We start from the raw sequence: 19,713 nt of genomic DNA, 5'->3' as shown, positions 1-19,713 counted from the left end.
TTTTGGCGTTGCTGATTTAAAACATGAAAGAATTTTGGACTAATCTTCTTTGCTTCTTTCTTTGCGTCTTTGCGCCTTTGCGCGAAACGAATTCATATCTGGATTCAGCAACGCCGAATTTTTTATTGTCTAACTACTTATTTAGGTGAAACTGATTGATAATGTCGAATATCAACCGGAATTATGCGTAGATCTAAGTCCATTGCCTTAACATTCTGAGTCGAAGAGATAGAATCGAATATTTTTTGTTCTGCATCCTTTAAGTAGTCATCTGTCAATAAACCTTTTGGTGCAATAGTCAAAATTTTAATATAAGCAGTAGTTCCCTCTAGCTGCACATGCACATAACGGGTTTGAGTTTTTTCAGCAATTTCGGGGTTGGCAATTCTGATTTTATTAATTTCTTGGTTGATTTGGTTAGAAAGAAAAAATTCCCTTAGTGAATTATTCAAAGGAAAAATCAAGATAACAATAATCAATAACCAAATCAGCAGCGCTTGAAATGCCTTGGCAATACTGCCATAGGCTTGAGAAAGAAACACAACACAGGCGGTAAAGGTAATTCCAGCTAAGTTAGCCAAGAATAATAAAAAAGCTCCTTCTGATACATTAATATCAGTGAATGTAGTTTGTCCAATCTCTGTAATAATTCCTTCGCCGATTCCCAACCCGATCCCCACTACACATAAAGGAGGGACTAGAGCCACTGCAATGGCAACACCAGCGATCGAACTTGCGATGCTTTTGCGAGTTAAAGAAAATGAACCAGCAGCCCCAGCCGCGATCGCAATACCTAGGTCAATTAAATTAGGAGCAGTTCGGGCCATAATCTCTGAGCGAACCACCTCAACTGGCAGGACAACGCTTATTAGGCAAGCGGTGAAGATAGCGACAAAAGACCCAAGAGCTACAGTTGCAAGCGATCGCTTATACAATCGCCAATTAGCAGTAACGATACCAAAGGACATACTCAAAATAGGGTTCATTAAAGGTGCTACAATCATTGCGCCAATAATCACTGCCGTACTATTGGCATAGAGTCCCAAAGTAGCGATAACTGTCGCGCTGATCAACAAAAAAAAGAACCCAAAAGAAGGAATAGAAGCGGCCTCGCGAGATTTGGCTAATTCCTCTATCGGAACAGGTTGTTCCAGATGAATGCGCCAACTAGCTGTAATTGCTTTCCATAGAACAAAAAGTTGACGAAATGGTGGAATGCGAAACAATAATTTAAATACTTGTCTAATTTGATTCATTAAAAGTTTAATAGATATTTTTAAAACTGATAATCTACTCCTGTGGAAAATACAAACTCCAGATTAGGGTTGTTATCAAAGATTTTCTCATTACGATAGCGCATAAATAAACGATTACTAAATGACCATTTTGCACTTAAAGGAATAGAAAGATCACTATCAGAAACAATGAAGAAATTTTCTAAACTACTTAGAGAGGGGAGAATGGCAAAAGTTTGATTTAGCTTGACCTTGCCTAGAGGCACATTTCTCCCCAAAAAACCAAAAATAAGAGTGGGATCTACTTGATTACGCCTGCGTTTAAAATCGATGTAATCAAACTCATAACGAGGACCAAAGCCTAGTTGAAAATCTAGAAAATTACTCGGAGAATCTCCCCGCCACAAATTTAGTCCCCCACCAGCATAAACTCCAGTAATAATAGTCAAATCCTCATCATCATTTTTTGAGGAATATAAGTCTTGGTTAGTACTGTTAAAAAATTCGGTAAAAAAATTCCATTTTGCGTTCAAATGACGACGGTAAACACTCACAACATAGGTGATGGGACGCAGTTGATTGACGCTACGGCTGCTATCATAATCAAGACTCAAGCTACTATCAACAAACAAATCATTTTCTGTCCATTGTTGAGAATAATCAAAATTAAACCCCAGCAAAGCAGCCGTATCTCGAAAACTATGCAAATTCCCGACAACTCCTAAGCTGAAAGTAGGAGGAGTTGCGGAAAACGGGAACTCTGTTGGGGGTTGATTGCTTGCGGCAATGACAGTCTGACTTTGGGTCAAGAGAGTTTGGGCTAGTTCTTCTTGTCCAATTTCGTCATATTTGAGGGAAATCTCGAACAACAACTGTCCTTGGAGAGATTTATCAATAACAGTAGTTGCCAGCTCGACAACATCGTTGAGAATCTCAAATGCTTGGGATTTTTGATCTATTTGGTCGTAAGACTTGGCAATATTAGTTAAGCTAGTTACTTTTAACTCCAGATCCTCAAAGCCTCTGGCGATCGCTAAACATTGTTCTAAAATTTTGTTGGCTATGTCAAGATAGCCTAATTCAGCATAGGATAGAGCGTGATTGTTTAGCAGATTAATTTTATGTTGAGATTCATCCATCTCGTTAATCAATTCTAAACTTTGGTCAAGTCGGGATTTTGCTGCGGAATCTTGCTTTTGGGATGAAGAAATAAGTTGAACATGGCTGCTTTGATTGGAGTCTGAACTGGCGATCGCCAAACTATCCCAGCTTAACAACAGCAATTGAATGAGAAAAAATATCCAAATAATTTTCGCTCTAAATAGCAATAGAACCATTAATTTAAATAAAAAATTGTTATGGCGCATCATCAGACCTGTTCCATTCCTTCAGTTTCAATTCTTGCAGCGTCCTTACAGAATTCGCCAAGTCACGACTGACGATTGATTGTAGCTTTTCCCTTATCGCGGGTCGTTTGTCAGTAAACTGTCGCAGTTGGACAACTGACCAGCGTATGTAGCGTGAAGGAGTGCTGAGTTTAATTTCAATATTTGTGGGTTCTCCTACCAAAATACTTGTAGGACCAAGAAGCTTACCTTCAGGAATTTTTATCAGCTCTTGATTTTCCAAAAATGCTATTGCCTCCCCACGACATAAAATTGAAACATTAGAACTTTGCTGGCCTGGGATAATGATTTGTTCTCCTGGCTCGCCATCTCGCCACTCACCAACTGTCAGTAGAGCCAGAAATTCGCGAGGACTTAGGGTCTGGAATGCTAAATTGTATAATTTCTCTTCATCAGAGCTCAAAATAACTGGACGTTTTTCCAGTAGCAGCTTGATAACGTTAAAGATATTCACCCCCATAAACAGAAGGTTCCAGGCAATGGGTGTCCAGAGAGGAGTAGGTTGGAAGAAGCAGTAGGGAATAAAAGTCAACTGAGCACCGATCGCGAGGATTCTTAAGGTAAGTATGCTCCGTACAGAAAAAGAGATTAGAGTAAGAATACTGGATAGATTGACCAAATAATCTGGCTTAAACCAGTTTGGTGGCAGTTGCGATAGAGCGATCGCGATCGCCAAACTGAAAATAATTAAACCGCCAAAAATCCCAAATTTTTTTTTAGTCATTGAACTTAATTAGGTAATAGAGAATATTTTTTTACTTGGCGCGATCGCAAATTGCTCCGATGGGTCAAAAGTAATAATCAGTTATTTTCTCGATAAATCTTTGATTTAGCAAAATTATCGCTAAAATACATCAATTGTTGCGGAATTCCCACCTTTATACCCTGTTCGTCCAAGGCTTTCTTCAGACGGCGACGAAATTCTCTTGCCACCGACCATTGTTCTAGGGGTTTTGTTTTGATAATTAATCGAATCAAAACTCCCGTATGGGAAATATTATCAATACCCAAGATTTCGGGCGCTTCTAAAATTTTCTCCTGCCATTGAGAATCGCCATATAATTGCTGGGCAACTGCTTCAATTACTTCCAAAGCCCGATCCACATCGGCATCATAGCCGATCTCAATCGCATAATTGACCCTTGACCAATCACTAGAGAGATTTCGTACCATTTCTATTGACCCATTGGGAATGGTGATTAACTCCCCATCAAGATTCCGCAATTGAGTAATCCGCAAGGTGATCTTCTCCACCAAACCCCCTTGGTCACCAACCAGGATTACATCGCCCACCGCATATTGGTCCTCCCATAAAATAAACAAACCAGAGAGTAAATCTTTGAGCAAGTTCTGAGAAGCTAAGGATAGAGCAAAACTAGTAAATCCGAGGACCACTGCTAACGCTTGAGTAATTGCCCCTGATTGATGCAAGCGATGGAAAATTGCCAACCCCAACAATAGGAAAACTAAAACTCTCAGAGAGCTTTTGATGATTGGGACTATGGTAGGAGAACGCAAAGTTTGACGATGCGGCGATCGCTTTTGGCTCATCCAATACCGAGTGAGAAAGTCACTAAGGGCATCTCCTCCTTTGAGCATCAAACGAGTCACCATCAAGAGCACTAATACAAATAATGGTGTTCCAAGATTAGCTTTCTGTCCGAAAGTGAGAACCCAATCGACCGGAGGCCAGTGATTAATTGTCGCTGTACTCCAAGCTCCGCGAATGGTCACGCCAATTATCCAATTACTCAAGGGGCGAGTAAGGTAAAATAAGCTACTTAGATAGCCAATTCCAACCATCCAAATCAGCCATTGTAGCCAAAATAATATAGTTCTATAAAAAGCATTGAGACTGTAGCGTTGCCTCAGAAAGAGATTTCGCTCTAAGAGTATATCCTGGAGCGGTTGAGCAATCCCTCCTGATTTGGTGACAACTGGCGATGAATCAGAAATCGAATTATTTTTGGTTTGAATAGTATTATTTTTATGTAAGCTATTACTAAGCTTTCTTTTTTTGGAGACTAGAAGTTTCTGTATCCATGCAACAGTAAGGCTGGTAACAGTCAGGGCAAGAAAGAGATGCAGTGCTTTTTTCGCTTGAGATCGTAGATGGGGAGGCTGGCGTTCTTTCCAAGCTTGAATCAAGGAATTGTAAGCCACCTTGGCTGCTCTTTCTGCAATTTTTAATGATTGTGAACCTCCAAATCGAGGTCTAGCAACTGTTGCTTGGGTAACTGTGTAAATTATTTCTGGCACCTCATTTTTAGGAAACGCTATCAAAACAACCGCAGCCCCTTTTTGTTCAGAGACATCAGTTATCAGCTGTTTTTTCAGTTCTCTTGCTTGTTCTTCTAGCCCAGAAATCCCACGCTGAGGAAGAACCTCACGAGAGTAGCGGTTCATATTGTCGAGGATTTTTTGCAGCTTACTGTGAATTATGTGGGAGCGAACTGCCGAACTATAGTTATTAGCTTGACCATCCTCTTTATTTGTTCCTAATTGGATGAATGATTCAATAGTTCCGATCATTGTCCCATCAAGAAACACTGGAGAAATTTCCAAGTTTCCAATGTTAAAGACAGGAATATAGGACTCCGGTCTGATATCGTCTTTAGACCAGTTCAAATCTGGTATAGCTTGGGCTGCTAAGGGGAATTCCCAGATTAGGTTTAGGCTTAAGGCCAGCATTACTACAGAGATCAGAAATACTAGAATCCTAATAGTTTTCCTAATCATAGAAATTTTCAAATTTACCCAGATGGACAGGTCAGAATAAGCCTGCTTCGACAAGGCTTTACAATAATGGGATTATACCGCATGACAATCGCATATACTACTTCAAGATATGCAACCAACTCATAAAAAATATTAAAATCATTTTGGATGATTACTTATTACTTATTACTTCCGCGAAGCGGCACTAGTCAAAACCAATTTTTTTGTCAGTTTTTTCTGATCCATCGAGTACTTCCTTTCTCTCGATATACTCTTCTTGAGTAATTAAATTTCGCTCAAAAGCAATTTTCAAATTATAAAGCCTCTCGAAATTAACCACAGGCTTATTTAACTTTGCTTGCGTAACTTCAAATTCAGTTTGATCTATAACATCTAGATCCCTAAGTTCTTTTAGTTTGGCAATTTCATTTTCGACTTCTTTTTTCACCCGAATTAAAGCTTGTGCTTTTAATTGATCGGCTTGTTTAGCTTTTATTTCCTTAATTTTTGCCAGAATTTCCTCTTTTTCTCGATCTAGTTTGGCGATCGGACTGAATAGAGATTGAAGCAAATTTTGATCAACAGTTTCTGCTCTACGCAATGTATCTGCAACTTGCTGACCTATCAAAGTATAGTTTTTTTCAAGTTTGAGTTCGACTTCTCTTTTTTGAACTTCTAGTTTTGACATCTCGTCTTGCCTTTGAGATGTTGCTAAACCCGTAGTTGCGGCTTCGGAAAAGCCCTCTCCAATTGCACGACTAATATTCCCAATATTACTAAAAAATTTTGACATTGCTATTTTCCCCGATATATAAAAATTTATTACTGACTCATGCCTAAATTCAGATAGAATCAAGAAGTTTTTGTTTTTCTATTTGAAACTCTTCTGTAGAAATTTCATTGTTTTCGTGTTTACGTTTTAGCTCTTTTAGCTGTTCGTATTTGTCATTTGTCTTAAATGTGTCAGCAGTCCATGTCGATTTCCCTTGTAGTCTATTCTGAGCTCTTTTGACAGTAATAATCTGTTCAGTAGTAAAGAGTCCCAAACCAATATAAGCAACTAAATCATGGGATTTTTCTTTTGTTTTTACGATGAAACCTAATAGAAAAGACACAGCACAAATATAACCTAATATTTTGAGACCATTTATCCCTCTATTCAAGTAAATGAGTCCAGCAGGAAAAAAAACAAAGCTGAGTGCTCCTGCCGTCACTACATTTTTGCTGGCAAGTTCTTCCGTTCTTGCCAAATCTTTCGCCGTCGGAAGAAAGGGATTCCAGCGGCTTTTTATCAGATTATTCATTTTTTGAGATAGGGGGCCTAATTTTGACCACCAGAAATACTTTTATTATTTAAAGTCAAGCAGATGATGCAGACTTCACTATTTATTTTCGCCGAATATTTTCAGGAACGTAGTGATCTAAATCAATAAAAAACAACCTAATTCTTTGCGAAGCACATCAAGTATACGTTCATTTAAGTGCTAATCCTTGAGATGTTAAATCTAAACTTCGTAATTAGTGATTCTAATTGGGATACCAAAACATTCCTTTAATGCCTTCTGGATCTACTAAAAAGCCTAGTCTCCGATAGAAGTTGACTACTTGAGGATCGGCAAACAGAGTAATATTGCTTATGTCGGCCGTTCGCAATTTTTTGATGGTATATTTCATCATTGCCTTTCCCAAACCTTGATTTTGGAACCCAGGATCGACTACCACATCCCAAATAGTGGCATTAAATGCACAATCGGAAGTGGCTCTAGCAAAACCAATTAGACGTCGTCTTTTTCCTTTGATTTCCCACATTGAAACGACAAGGAAACTATTCTGTATGGCCTTGCGAACTTTTCTTAGAGGACGACGCGCCCAACCAACGCGATCGCATAACTCCTCAAGCTCATAGATATCAATATCTCGTTCTGTGCTAAACATGATTTGGGACTGAGTAATTGATTCCCTACCCGTACTAAATATTTCACCAGGAAACTCCTCAGTTTCTGAGGTGGCTAGCGATTCCGAAGTACTAAACAACTTTCTCCAAAAAAGGTTTAAGGTAAGCATTCAATCCTAATCATTTAACTACTATTTTTATTTTCAGATTTTCTGATTGATTCTTATCGATATTACTTTATATTTGCAACCAATCCCCAGTTTTTTTTGGGTTATCAAATTTTGAGTTTTTTTTCAAACTGCCAGTTCGATTTAAGTATAACAATGTTAATCAATGTAGTAAACTGTATATTTCTCAGGATTTTCTCAGGAAATTTTCAGGCCAGTATATTTCGATACTACTGCTCAGGAATAATTGAGTAGGGTTTTGCCTGATTAAACAGTAGTTAGGTCATAGTAGGACTAATATGTTTCGATGATTGTGATTTTATTGGTGACAGGTTAAGGAAACGAAAGAATTGTCGCTCATAGCTTATAAATGATAACGAAGCAACTTTAATCTGTTATTAGTGGGAAGTGATAATTAAGAAACAAGTGAGACAAAAACAAATTAATAGGAAACAAAGCCTAATTATTTTGGTAGTAATTTGGTTAATAGTCACAGCCTGCGATCGCCTTTGGTTTTTTCTCGATCATTCTGTTCCTGCTTGGGATCAGGCTGACTATCTTAATGGGGCTCTAAACTATTGGCATGCTCTACAAAATCCTCAATTGTTTGATGGCGATTGGTGGCGTAGTTTTTGGCTAATTTCGAGTAAAATTCCGCCATTGCATTATATTCTCACGACACCTTTGATTAATCTTTGGGGAACTAGTGCCGATGCTGCTAGTTTGGTGATGATTTTTTATAATGCTTTATTGCTAATCTCTATCTATGGTCTGGGGACAGCTTTGTTTAATGCCAATATCGGCTTATGGGCAGCCGGATTATGCCAAGTTTTACCAGGATTATATTATTATCGTCTCGAATTTTTATTGGATTATCCTTTAACTGCGATTGTTGCTTTTAGTTTCTATTTATTAACTCTCTGGAAAATTGGCAAGAAAAAATCCTGGCTACTCGCGATCGCCTTTGGACTGAGTTTTGGCTTTGCTCTGCTGCTCAAACAAACAGCATTATTCTTTTTGTTTGTGCCAATTGTTTGGGTATTATCTGCTTGCATTAAAGATCGGCAATGGTTAAGAGTTTCCCAGTTAATCACAGCATTTTTTGCTAGCTTGGTTGTCTTTTATCCTTGGTACCGTACCAACTGGCTATTGATTTTAACTTCAGGCAAAAGAGCTACCTTAGATTCTGCGATCGCGGAGGGAGATCCCGCACTTAATAGTCTTGATGCCTGGACATACTACATTAAAATACTACCTTATCTATTATCCTGGCATATTCTGATTATTCCCCTTGTCGTATTTTTCCTATATCTAATTTATCGTTTTCTTCCCCATGCCTCCATTTCTCGATTTCCCCATAATAAAAATAATCTAAAATGGCTAGTAATTTATTTGATAGGAGGCTATTTATTATCTTCTGTCAATATTAATAAAGATGCTCGATATATTTTACCTTTATTGCCTGTTCTATCTTTGATGATTGCGATCGCTTTATTGTCTTGGCGAATCAGATGGCAACAGAGAATCCTTTGGGTAACTATTGGTTTATCGATTGGCTTGATGTTATTGAATATGTTTCCCTTAGGCTTAAACTTTATTGCTCATAGTCTAAGTCCTCGCGTGGAGCATTATCCCTATTCGGGAACTAAATATCCTAACGCCGAGGTTGTCCAAGAAATTATGAGAACATCTCCCTATTTGCGATCGACTTTGGGAGTTTTGCCTTCTACTCCTGCGATTAATCAACATAATTTCTCTTTTTATGGCGGACAAAATAACTTTCAAGTGGTTGGGAGACAGGTCGGAATTAGACTTGAGGAAATTAACCAAGATGCTAATTCTCTAGACTGGTTTCTAACTAAAACTGGTGACCAAGGCTCGATTCCCGAAGCGCAACAAGCAATTACTAAGTTGATAGAAACAGGTGGCGATTTCAAACTACAGAAAGATTGGACACTTCCGGATAATAGTACGTTAAAGTTATATCATCGTAGTCAACCATTAGTTACAGTAGAAAAACTAGAAGCTTTTGTTAATAATTCCGAAGAAAATAAGATTAATGAAACAATCAAACTAAGTGAAATTATTTTTCCTGACACTGCTGCCCCAGGTATTCCTATTCCTGTTACTTACCAATGGCAAGGAACTTGGAAGCAGTTGCAACAAGGGATTGTTTTGCTAACTTGGCAGTTAGATCAAAATCTAGTTTCTAATCTAAATCAAACAGATAAAGTTAAAGATTCTTCCTGGTTACACGATCATGGAATTGGCATGGGAATGTTAGCTGATAGTAAACATGATCAACAATCATTATTTCAAGTAACAGAAACCACAGCAATGTTAGCTCCTGAAAATATAATTACAGGGGACTATAAATTAACTGCGACTTATCTCGATCGCCAAACCAAAGAAACGTATCCCATAGCTATTCCCGACACCAAGATTACTGTTGACCCTAATGCAGCAAACATCCCCGCACCAGAGTTGGATTTAGTTACTCAATTACGAACTATTGCCCCGAATATGGGACAAGACATAACAGGATTAGACCCAATATTTGCTCAAACTGCTCGCATTAATCAATATGATGGTAAACAAGATTATTTAGCACAAACAGAATTGGCTTTGTCTTATCGCCTGGCACAAGATGATATTACTCTGCAACAGAGATTGGATTGGACTTATGCGGTGGGTTTAGCTCAAGTATTGCAACAGGATGTGGGAGGTGCGATCGCATCTTTTAAAAGTCTTACTGAACTCGATAGTAATAATCCCTATAATTATGCTTATCTTGCTTTTGTTTATCTTTATGATTGGAAGCCAAGATTGGCAACTAAGGAATTGAATATTGCATTGAAAATTAATCCTGACATTCCCGAAGTTAAAACTTTAAGTGGCGTGGCAGCAATCATGCGAGGAAATTTTGTTAAAGCTTGGAGATTGCTCACATAAGCATTTAGCTCAAAATTATCAAGTATGTTCTTTTGGCGTATTTACCCATAGCGGGACTAGTGCCGCTGCGCGGAAGTAATGAGTAATGAGTCTTGATATATCAGCTTTTTGCTCTTCGTTGATGGTTGTCTTATTTACGCCCGCGTCCACTAGATTATTTTACCTGAATCCGATATTTAGACATTTCCTGATAAAAAGGTAAACAATGTTTATAGGCATCTTGAACAACTTTATTATTTAAGATAATCTCATCATCTTTATTCTCTTGGGACGGCAAGAACCTCGAACTGTTCATCACATTGTCGTACCAATCTTTCCACAATTCCATTTGAGCAAACTTTTTTCCGGGCTGCCATTTGAGTGCCTGAGGGATAAAGGGAATATCGACAGCCTGGCAATAAGCTTTCACCACCGCCTCTGGATTTGCCCTCAATTCGCTGCCATCAATAACAACAGGAACTTTTCCCGTGCTTTCTCGTACCATTTGCAACATTCTATATTGCTGTTCATATCCTGTTTCTTCTAAAGTAAAATCAGGCATTATTTTGTAAAGCGAAGGCAGTGCATATTTAGGATCTCGAATGATAAAGGTATTACGAAAATGACTAAGAAATTCCTTGCTCATACATTCCTTGACGTAATAAGCTATATCTTTTAAAAAAAGAGGTTTTTTGGTAGAAGTATTTTCCAAGGAAGAGAGTACTGCTTGATAATCATAAGAATCATCTGCTTCTACCCCATAACGGTCAAAAACACGGTCGTGACTGAAATAATAATAAACCGAGAAGGATGAATTAAAAACATGAAAATCATCTCTTTCTATCATCATGCGGACAAAAGCTGTGGAGACAGAGCGAGGCACCGCCCAGAGTGCCAAGATTGAGGGTGTCTTTTTCTGTAAATCTTCGTTGTTTTTTTTTAAATTGTTGTCAATGTTCATTGTTGCTTTCCTGTTAGGTTTAGTGAGCAAATTTTTGATAAAATTCTCTGATTCTTGGCAATGCCCCTTGAAATTCGGTTTCCGAGCCAGATAAAACGAAGCGACAATAGTTGGGCAGATTGGTCCAGGTTGCACTATTAATATTTAATCCAACTTTAGAAAATAAAACCCTGGTAATGGTATCTCCATCAATTACAGTTTTGTATTGCTTGCCATCCTCCTCATAAGATAAAGTTTTGCCAAGAAAAGCTGAGGGTTTGGCGACTAGAAACAATCCCCCTTCAGGAAAAATCACTGTCCAACCAGATTCCTGGAGAGTAGTAGTTAATAATTGGGCCCGTTGTTGCAAATATCTGCGCTGGTTTTCTAGATGCAACTGTAAGCCCGCATCTCTACTGGCCAGTTTTTCATAAAATCTTACCATTGCATACATAGTGCTTTGCGGAAGTTTAGTGCGCATTAATTCCTTAATTTGCTTAACGATCGCCATATCAGGAGAATATAAATAACCAAAACGTAGTCCTGCCGCCGCAAATTCTTTGGAAATTCCGCCCATAAGAATTGGACCTGAGCTTCTTTGGCGTCTTTCTTGTAACCAAGATAAGTCGATCGCCGTTTTCGCCGCCGCAAATTCTAAACCAGAGAAAATAAGATCCAACACGACCCAAGTATCATATTGATCAGCCAACTCAATAATTGCCTGTAATTCTGCTGAAGAATAGTAAGTGCCTGTAGGATTAGCCAAAGGCGCATTGAGATACAACCAAGGTTGCTTGGTGCTTTGCAAAGTTTTTTCTAAAATCTCTAGATTAATTTTGAAATTTTCTGATTCTCGACCTGTTATGGTTTTAACCGGGACTCCCTGGAAATCTAATGCAGCGCGAAAAACACCATAGGCTCCTTGGGGAAAGATAAAAGTACCTTGAGTTTGACGACATTTCTCTATGATCGCCGTAAAAAGGGATGAGACCCCTGCACCACAGAGCAAATGATTTTGATCCAAAAATTTGATTTGATATCTTTGGGCAAACACAGAAGCCAAAGGAATGTCAATTGCTGTGTCCTCTTTGGTAATTTCTTGGCGAGCAAAGGCTTCTGCGATCGCCTCTTTCAATACTACAGGACTTGCTAGACAGTTATCGGCATTATCAAGCCGAATTGTTGCGGCGGTAAAAGGTAATTCACTTTCTTGAATTGCAGGATGCTTAAAGGCTTGAGTCACCGCAGGCGATCGCGATAATCGGCAAAAATCAGCCGCATTAGCTGGTTCAGTCACCTCAATAGTAGTTTGTCCAAATCTGGGAGTCTGAAAATATAGTAATTGTTCGAGAAGTTGTTGATAGAAAAATTGGGCAATCCAGGAACAGCGACTATAGGTTAGTTCCGCTGCTCTCATCAAATCTTGCCTCAGCTCACCATGGCTGGTAACCCCGATACAGAGCGAAATGTCAGGGTACAAGCGGTTCTTGATCAAATCTGCCAGTAAAATTACATTGCTTGGTAATGTTCTACTTGCTAAATATTCAAACAGCCCATTATTAGCTGGATGACTCGAAAGGTTTAAATTATCGGAAATATCTACTACTAGCAAAGCTCCGATCTTTTCTGCCATTTCAACCAAAGACGCCAAAGGCTCTTCGGTAAGCATCTCAAATGGAGTCAAACCAGTAATTACCAGAGATGGTTTCAGTTGGCCCATTAATTGACGCAATAGCTTGGTTGTTCTGGGAGTTTCAATCAGTTGTGATTCGTGATTAGCCTGCCAATGGTGGGGAATTAGCGATCGCAAACTCTTATCCACCGTCACCAACTGGGGTTCATAAATAGCCAATAAATTATTAATAATCTCGATCCGTGATGGTGTGATTACTAAATTGTTATTATTCCAGGGAATGGAATGATAATTACGGAAATAGGCTACAATTCTCTCTCTTAATCCAAAATCACCTTCGATCAGCCCATAGGGGAAATGGGAACAATTATCGAGATAGGTAAACAAAGATGCCAGCCAGTAAAATCTCTCTTCTGCTACCTTAGAATCATTTTCCGTCAGATCCAAGGCATTTTTAACCTGCTGAAACTGAGGTTTTTCTAGGACAGCAAAAATCTGTTTGAGCCAGTTCGGATAGGCTAGAATCCCTTCATAAACTGCAACAGAATGAAAAATTTCGCCACCATGTTCGCTATAAACCTGAGCTGTCGCCGCAGAAATTGGTTGATTGCCCCGTGGTGTCATAAAAAATTCAAAGCGATGCCCGGTCGCTTTTTCAATAGCCACTAGCCCCGAGATATCGGTATCAGGATCTTGTCGCACTCTAGTTTCCCAAATCCGGCGAATTTCCAAGCCTCTTCTTGTCAACAAACGTTCGAGAACCGTTGCTCCCGGTCGTCCGCCAAAATTGAGGATAATCTTGCCTGTCGGTCGTAGCAGTTTGATGGTTTGCTCTACGGCTTTGGCTAATAACCCTAACCCAAATTGATCCTCCACATAGCCTTGTTTTTCACAATAATTACTCAAAGAATGGAGAAATTCGTCATTAGCTTCCTGTTTCACTAAATTTCGCATTACTTCCAGTTCAGGGTTTAGCACTTGGGGAATACAACCAATGATGCGATCCAAGGGTTTGGGATGGACGAAAAAATATTCTAGTAGATTGGATTCGGCAAATTCAACTCGCTCTAATAAAGTGAACTCTTCTTGGTCTAGAATTGGTTCGCCTTCTTTGTCCAGGGCATTGAGATAAAGATTTAACTGGGAACAAATAATCGCTCGGGGATTTATATCGACGCCGTAAATTTTCTTCGGCAAAGAATGTAAGGCGATCGCGAGGGTAATCCAACCACAGCCACAACCGAGTTCCACAACCAGGCGATCATAAAATTCTTCCGCAGGATAACGGAGTAACCCTTCATAAAAGGTAAATGACCATTCTTCTGGGGCAAAGATACTCGGAAATAATAGTAATAATAATTCTTGGCGATCGCCATTAGCCGTTTTGACCGCTTGAGTAACAAAGGAAAAATAAAATTGCTCTTGATGCTCCCTTTTCAACCAAGCTTGGTGCAATGATGACAAGAATTTTCGAGTACTGATTCTCGTCTCAGGCGATCGCAAATTGGCTAACAGTTCGGTAAAAGCATTAAAGGTATGTCCGCTAGATTGGCTGCAATGGCTGAGAAATTGCTCAACATTCAAAAGATAAGACAATGAAGACACAATTATTTACCTTATAGGGTGGGGATTCCGCTTTCATATTGCCGAAAAACGTCAATCTCCGCAACTGTTGGGGTCTGCAATTATTTCACATATTTATTCGGATCTTGAAATTCTCCATTAACCTCGATCCTAAAATCAAGATGGGCTCCCGAAGACCAGCCCGAACTGCCAACTTGGGCAATTTCTTGGTTTTGCCAAACCTTGGTCCCTTCGGTAATCTTGATCGAATTATGCAATAGATGACCATAGGTTGCGATCGCGCCATTGCCATGATCGATTTCAATTCTATTGCCAAACTGTTGACCACAGGAAAGATTGCGAAAATCGGCACATCCCGATACCACTTTGGTCACAATGCCATTGCCCGCTGCCACCACAGGAGAACCCAACGGAGCTCCATAATCAATACCTTTATGAAATTGTCTTTGACCACTATAGGGTCTAATTCGCCAACCAAAACCACTAGTAATATTCTTCATTTCCGGTGCTGGATTGACCAAACTTAATTGCGTCGAAAATGCTTTATTCTCTGGAAGATTAACAATTAAACTACTGCGCGCAATCTTCGGATAACGAGGTGAATTATTATTTTTTGTTAAGGAGCTGGTTGATTCTAATGGTGGTTTTGCCTGTTCAATATTAGTCGTCGCAATTTCTGTTGTCGCCATGGGAAATTCGACCAGCAATAAACTATTGATCTTTTCTAATAAGTGAAATTTTAATTTTATTTGACCCACCGTTTGAGCTGTGACAAGATTGTCTGGGTAAGATGCAGAATCGTTAGGGATCAGTGAATTTGGTATCTTGCTGGTCTGCTGTGGTGATCGCCTAGTAACCTCATTTGACAGAATATTATCCTGGAGAATTCTGGTCATCAAATCTACTTCTGGTATTTTTACTGTTGCTAAAACCTGGTTACTGCCAATGGCTCCGACTAGTACAAATACACTCAAAAGCAAATTCTTCACTAACAAATTCTCCCGAAAAATATTACAGCAACTTAAAATATAGAAATCTTAATCTTTAAAACTTAACGTATCTTTACATATTATCTTCTAGAAGAAAAGAGCTATATTCAGTTAACCGTTATCATCAATAGGGAATAGGGAATAGGGAATAGGGAACAGCAAACTGTATCTTATGAATATGAGAAACGCTTTTCACAAATCTTGGAAAAAATTTCGTCAATTTCTATTAGCGATTTTGAGTTGCAGCTTAGTCGTAATGTTTGCTGGTTGTGGAACTCAAAACGCCACTCAATACGAAGCTGCGGCTTTAACTATTTTGACTTGGCAGGCAAATTACGCTAATACCTCCACGGAAGGGAAACTAGGACGGTTTGAAGAGTTCGCCTCGGTTTCTTTGCTGAATATCAATGGGGAAAGGCCAGAAAATGCAGCTTTTGGCCCCGATGATCAGGGGTTATGGTGGGCAAAAATACCGCCCAAGCCCAGTTTAGATGAAATTGAAGCCCGACAAAAAAGAGCCTACGAAAAACCAGGCAAGCCGGAACTTTTGAGACAAGTTAAGTATCATATTACCTATCAGCAAGATGGCCAAAATATTACTTTGCCAACTAACCATGCTGTATATCGACAAGTCGTGAAGGCTTACCCCAAGAACATTCCTTTGCAGTTAACGATGGGCATTAATAATGGTTCTGTAGAAAAAGCAACACCTATTAATAATTGAATTAATGAGTACTTATTTAGTAACAGGAGCAAATCGCGGCATTGGTTTAGAATATTGCCGTCAACTTCAGCAGCGAGGCGATCGCGTTATTGCGGTCTGTCGTTCTGCATCATCAAAGTTAGAGAATTTGGGCATTACCATCGAAACTGGTGTCGATATTACGGACGAGGAGCAGGTTGGTGATTTGGCCAGAAGACTTAAGAACCAATCAATTGATGTTTTGATTAACAATGCTGCTATTGTAGAGCGCATTAGTCTTAATAGTCTCGATTTCGACAGTATTCGCCGACAATTTGAAGTTAATGCCATTGGAGCTCTACGACTAACTAAAGCTTTGCTTCCCAATCTCAAACAAGGCTCAAAAGTCATTATGATGACTAGTCGTATGGGATCAATCGATGATAATACTTCAGGTGGTTCCTATGGCTATCGTATGTCTAAGGTGGCTTTATCCATGGCTGGGAAATCCCTATCTGTGGACCTCAAACCCCAAGGCATCTCGGTTGCGATTCTTCATCCAGGATTGGTCAAAACTCGGATGACTGGTTTTACTGATTCAGGCATTACCCCAGAACAATCTGTTAAAGGATTACTCGCCCGTATTGAGGAACTAAATCTTGAAAATACAGGAACGTTTTGGCATGCTAATGGGGAAATTTTGCCTTGGTAAGCTTGATTCTTGCTAATGCTGTTTATTGCTAGCAGAAGTGGACGTAAATAAGCTATCTATCAACATTGTGCCTCGACTTTTCATCTGCAAAGTCTAATTTTGTCTCAGTTTTAACTTTTTCTTACTATTTTGATGCGATCGCTGCTTAATTAGCTGAAAAAGTAAAGAGGTTTCAAGTTTTAGTATTTAAAAACTTGCGATCTCAGAGTAGCTTGTGATCGGACTTTATACAATGTCTCAATTTCCTAAAAACGGAATTATCGGCACTTCAGAATCAATTTCACCTTCCCTGAGTAAGGATGAAATTGAGAAATTCCGAGCAGAATTACAATCTACTCGGAAAGAGTTAAGTAATTGTCAGCAAAATTTGGTAGTGCTAAATAAGTAATGATCCATTGTAGTGGTGAACGAAATATCAAATAGCGCCGATATGGTTCTTTAAGGATTTGGAGAAAGACAAAGTTTTCCTTGCTAAACGGGAGACTCTTTGTCTAAGAGTGTTATTAAATCTTTCTATATAGCTAGTCTTGCCTGTTTCTTTGCCAACTGCGCGATGTCGTTTGCTCGGAAATACTGCTCCATAAGCTGCCCAAAAGTCTGTGTAGGCAACAGCACATTGACGATAGATTGGGGGTAAACAATTCCATAATTTTCTAGCTGCTGACTCGTCGCGATCGCCAATATGAACCCCGACAATTTCTCTGGGATCAGCGTCTAATGCCAGCCAAACCCACTGTTTATTACCTTTGTTATCAACAAATGACCATAATTCATCACATTAAATCGTTAACTTTCCTTTTTTTTGCCGCTACTGAGATTTCTCGCGGTACTAGAGCATATTTTTCGTTAACGTAGGTTTGCAACCATCTTTGAGAAACCTGTACCGCACGGGAAATTCCTGCCAATGAAATCCGCTCTAAAAGTAATCTGTCAATCAGTTCTCGTTTCTCTTGGTCAATCAAGATCTTGGTGGGATTTTCAATAAATTGACGTCCACAATCATGACATTTAAATCTTTGTTTGCCGTTGTGAATATGCCCATTTTTGACAGTTTTTCCAGAAGAACAATTGGGACAAGTTGGCATCAGTAGAAGTTTCTTAATTTCAACGATTATTTTATATCATTACTTCTACATGACTACCCAAAATTTAATTAATAGTAATCCTTAATCCTAAGATAGCTTCCTTTAAGCATAAAATTTACCGATAATTAACTATTACCAAGGTTATCGATGACATCCAGAGCAAGGAGGATTCCAGTCAGGTTCTGCTGTGCTAGTGCCTGCTGTAAAACCGATTAAGCTAGTTGTTGCAATAATAGTAATAGCAAGAGTTGCTAATAGGCCTTTTGATAGCAACGGAGAAATTTTGGTCGCTAAGGAAAATTTAATGGCTGAAATCCTTATGAATCAAGGGCTTTAATTTTTAAAATCAAAATGCATTGAAACTATTTATGGAGGCAAGTCAGTATATTAGGCTACTGTCCCGCTTATGTTTTTTACTGGGACAGTTATTTTCTGAAACTATTGCTAAATGGTGATTACAAACAATAATAAATTCAATACTCAATAATCGTAAGTGGGACAGTTTTGACCAGAAAATTGCTTAGCGACCAAAATTTCTCCGCTGCTATACAAAGGCCAAAGAAAAGTTATTTCGGAAATCAATTTTTCCAACAGACAAAATTATTGGAACTTAAAAGACTCATTCCCTATTATGTGAATAATAGTCAAATTTCCAAAAAAACTGATGTTTTTAAATATCTATGCTATCTTAGGAAAACATTAGCTTGAGTCAAACATTCTTATCCATTATTGGACAAAGTACCAGTACTTTCAGACAACGAGATAATAAGGGTTTTAGCTTATTCCGGACTCTGGTTAGAAATAGTATAGTAAATATGCTTTATTAAATGAATATTACGAATAAATTACATCCACTTGAGGGAACTAATAATGAATTTCGCTATGGAGATGTAGTTTTTATTCATGGTTTAGGTGGTAATGCTTTTTCTACTTGGCATCCTCAAGGTAAAGAGGAATCTCAAAATTCTTGGTTGCAATGGCTAGGTCAAGATATTAAATCAGTTGGAATTTGGACAGTATCGTATCTCGCCAAGCCTTTTGGTCGTGAAAATGGAATGCCCTTAGTAGATTTAGCTACTAATATTGTTGCTTTATTAGAAGATCATGAAATTGGCGACCGACCGATTATTTTCATTGCTCATAGTATGGGAGGATTAGTCGTTAAGCAAATTTTAAGGCATAGCAATGACTTTGGAAATGAATCTTGGAAAAGAATTTTAAAGTCTACTAGAGGAATAATCTATTTATCTACTCCTCATATGGGTTCAAATTTAGCAACGTGGTCTAAGTACATTAAATGCATTTTGGGAAGTAGCATTAATGTAAAGGAGTTAGAAGCACATAATTCTCGTTTGAGAGAGCTAAACGAAGTATATCGTAATCAAGAGCAATTATCGCAAATTCCAATTAAAGCTTTTTGTGAATCACTACCAACCAGAAAAGTAAAGCAGATACCATTAGAACTAATTGTAGTTGATAAAGATAGTGCAAACCCAGGAATTTCTGGCGTTACTCCTATACCATTAAATAAAGATCATATTGATATTGCAAAACCAACTGCAAGAGAAGATCGGCCCTACTTATCAGTAAGAAAATTTATTCAAAAGAATTTCGAGATTAACAACAATACAGAGCGAGGAATATTATTACCAACTTTAGAAAGTCATTTTTTGAATTCCCAGCATCATTTAGAGGCGACTGACTTAAAAAAAAAGAGTTAACTGAAAATCAGCAGCA

15 protein-coding genes and 1 pseudogene are annotated in these 19,713 nt (G+C 38.6%); 5 read left to right on the top strand and 11 right to left on the bottom strand.

The annotated features are described in order from the left end of the window. Nucleotides 1-137: 137 nt before the first annotated feature. The 7 genes from XEN7305_RS19620 to XEN7305_RS19590 all read right to left on the bottom strand — a co-directional run bounded on the left by XEN7305_RS19620 (nucleotide 138) and on the right by XEN7305_RS19590 (nucleotide 7,423). Nucleotides 138-1,256, bottom strand: coding sequence for a DUF389 domain-containing protein (locus tag XEN7305_RS19620; RefSeq protein ID WP_006511251.1), 1,119 nt, complete (start codon nucleotides 1,254-1,256; stop codon nucleotides 138-140). A gap of 20 nt (nucleotides 1,257-1,276) precedes the next feature. After that, nucleotides 1,277-2,572: a tetratricopeptide repeat protein gene (locus XEN7305_RS19615; protein WP_202951304.1), complete on the bottom strand. Its 1,296-nt coding sequence runs from the start codon at nucleotides 2,570-2,572 to the stop codon at nucleotides 1,277-1,279. Nucleotides 2,573-2,591: 19 nt separating this feature from the next. Beyond that, nucleotides 2,592-3,365 (bottom strand): hypothetical protein, encoded by a 774-nt coding sequence (locus XEN7305_RS19610; RefSeq protein ID WP_006511249.1) that lies wholly within the window; start codon nucleotides 3,363-3,365, stop codon nucleotides 2,592-2,594. A 77-nt stretch (nucleotides 3,366-3,442) separates the two neighbouring features. Beyond that, nucleotides 3,443-5,380, bottom strand: a complete 1,938-nt coding sequence (locus XEN7305_RS26935; RefSeq protein WP_052035206.1) for a mechanosensitive ion channel family protein — start codon at nucleotides 5,378-5,380, stop codon at nucleotides 3,443-3,445. 184 nt (nucleotides 5,381-5,564) lie between these two features. After that, nucleotides 5,565-6,152 carry a hypothetical protein gene (locus tag XEN7305_RS19600; protein ID WP_006511247.1) on the bottom strand — a complete coding sequence of 196 codons (588 nt, stop codon included), beginning with the start codon at nucleotides 6,150-6,152 and terminating at the stop codon, nucleotides 5,565-5,567. A gap of 49 nt (nucleotides 6,153-6,201) precedes the next feature. After that, nucleotides 6,202-6,663, bottom strand: coding sequence for an SHOCT domain-containing protein (locus XEN7305_RS26930; RefSeq protein WP_006511246.1), 462 nt, complete (start codon nucleotides 6,661-6,663; stop codon nucleotides 6,202-6,204). A 223-nt stretch (nucleotides 6,664-6,886) separates the two neighbouring features. Then, entirely contained in the window at nucleotides 6,887-7,423 is a 537-nt protein-coding gene (locus XEN7305_RS19590; protein WP_006511245.1) for a GNAT family N-acetyltransferase, read from the bottom strand. A gap of 423 nt (nucleotides 7,424-7,846) precedes the next feature. Here XEN7305_RS19590 and XEN7305_RS19585 point away from each other — a divergent pair, with 423 nt between their 5' ends. Continuing rightward, nucleotides 7,847-10,372, top strand: a complete 2,526-nt coding sequence (locus tag XEN7305_RS19585; protein ID WP_040898742.1) for a glycosyltransferase family 39 protein — start codon at nucleotides 7,847-7,849, stop codon at nucleotides 10,370-10,372. 154 nt (nucleotides 10,373-10,526) lie between these two features. Here the strand turns inward: XEN7305_RS19585 and XEN7305_RS19580 are convergent, their stop codons facing one another. From XEN7305_RS19580 to XEN7305_RS26925, 3 genes are all read right to left on the bottom strand, one after another. Beyond that, the gene (locus XEN7305_RS19580) at nucleotides 10,527-11,312 is read right to left on the bottom strand and encodes a hypothetical protein (RefSeq protein WP_006511243.1); all 786 of its coding nucleotides are present in this window, start codon (nucleotides 11,310-11,312) and stop codon (nucleotides 10,527-10,529) included. Nucleotides 11,313-11,331: 19 nt separating this feature from the next. Further along, nucleotides 11,332-14,529 carry an aminotransferase class I/II-fold pyridoxal phosphate-dependent enzyme gene (locus XEN7305_RS19575; RefSeq protein WP_006511242.1) on the bottom strand — a complete coding sequence of 1,066 codons (3,198 nt, stop codon included), beginning with the start codon at nucleotides 14,527-14,529 and terminating at the stop codon, nucleotides 11,332-11,334. 80 nt (nucleotides 14,530-14,609) lie between these two features. Next, nucleotides 14,610-15,482, bottom strand: a complete 873-nt coding sequence (locus XEN7305_RS26925) for a M23 family metallopeptidase (protein WP_144053323.1) — start codon at nucleotides 15,480-15,482, stop codon at nucleotides 14,610-14,612. Nucleotides 15,483-15,669: 187 nt separating this feature from the next. Here XEN7305_RS26925 and XEN7305_RS19565 point away from each other — a divergent pair, with 187 nt between their 5' ends. The 3 genes from XEN7305_RS19565 (at nucleotide 15,670) to XEN7305_RS29150 (ending at nucleotide 17,279) form a co-directional block, all read left to right on the top strand. Beyond that, nucleotides 15,670-16,221: a hypothetical protein gene (locus XEN7305_RS19565; RefSeq protein ID WP_006511240.1), complete on the top strand. Its 552-nt coding sequence runs from the start codon at nucleotides 15,670-15,672 to the stop codon at nucleotides 16,219-16,221. A gap of 4 nt (nucleotides 16,222-16,225) precedes the next feature. After that, nucleotides 16,226-16,891 (top strand): SDR family oxidoreductase, encoded by a 666-nt coding sequence (locus XEN7305_RS19560; protein ID WP_006511239.1) that lies wholly within the window; start codon nucleotides 16,226-16,228, stop codon nucleotides 16,889-16,891. A gap of 232 nt (nucleotides 16,892-17,123) precedes the next feature. After that, nucleotides 17,124-17,279: a hypothetical protein gene (locus tag XEN7305_RS29150; protein WP_158500425.1), complete on the top strand. Its 156-nt coding sequence runs from the start codon at nucleotides 17,124-17,126 to the stop codon at nucleotides 17,277-17,279. A 27-nt stretch (nucleotides 17,280-17,306) separates the two neighbouring features. Here the strand turns inward: XEN7305_RS29150 and XEN7305_RS27850 are convergent. After that, nucleotides 17,307-17,976: pseudogene (locus XEN7305_RS27850) on the bottom strand (IS1 family transposase). An 827-nt stretch (nucleotides 17,977-18,803) separates the two neighbouring features. Here XEN7305_RS27850 and XEN7305_RS28745 point away from each other — a divergent pair. Beyond that, nucleotides 18,804-19,697: a triacylglycerol lipase gene (locus XEN7305_RS28745; protein WP_006511237.1), complete on the top strand. Its 894-nt coding sequence runs from the start codon at nucleotides 18,804-18,806 to the stop codon at nucleotides 19,695-19,697. The last annotated feature ends 16 nt before the right edge of the window (nucleotides 19,698-19,713 follow it).

Origin of the sequence: Xenococcus sp. PCC 7305 (assembly GCF_000332055.1) — a bacterium.
In the GTDB taxonomy this organism is placed as follows: domain Bacteria; phylum Cyanobacteriota; class Cyanobacteriia; order Cyanobacteriales; family Xenococcaceae; genus Xenococcus.
This window is presented reverse-complemented; position numbering and strand designations above follow the sequence as displayed.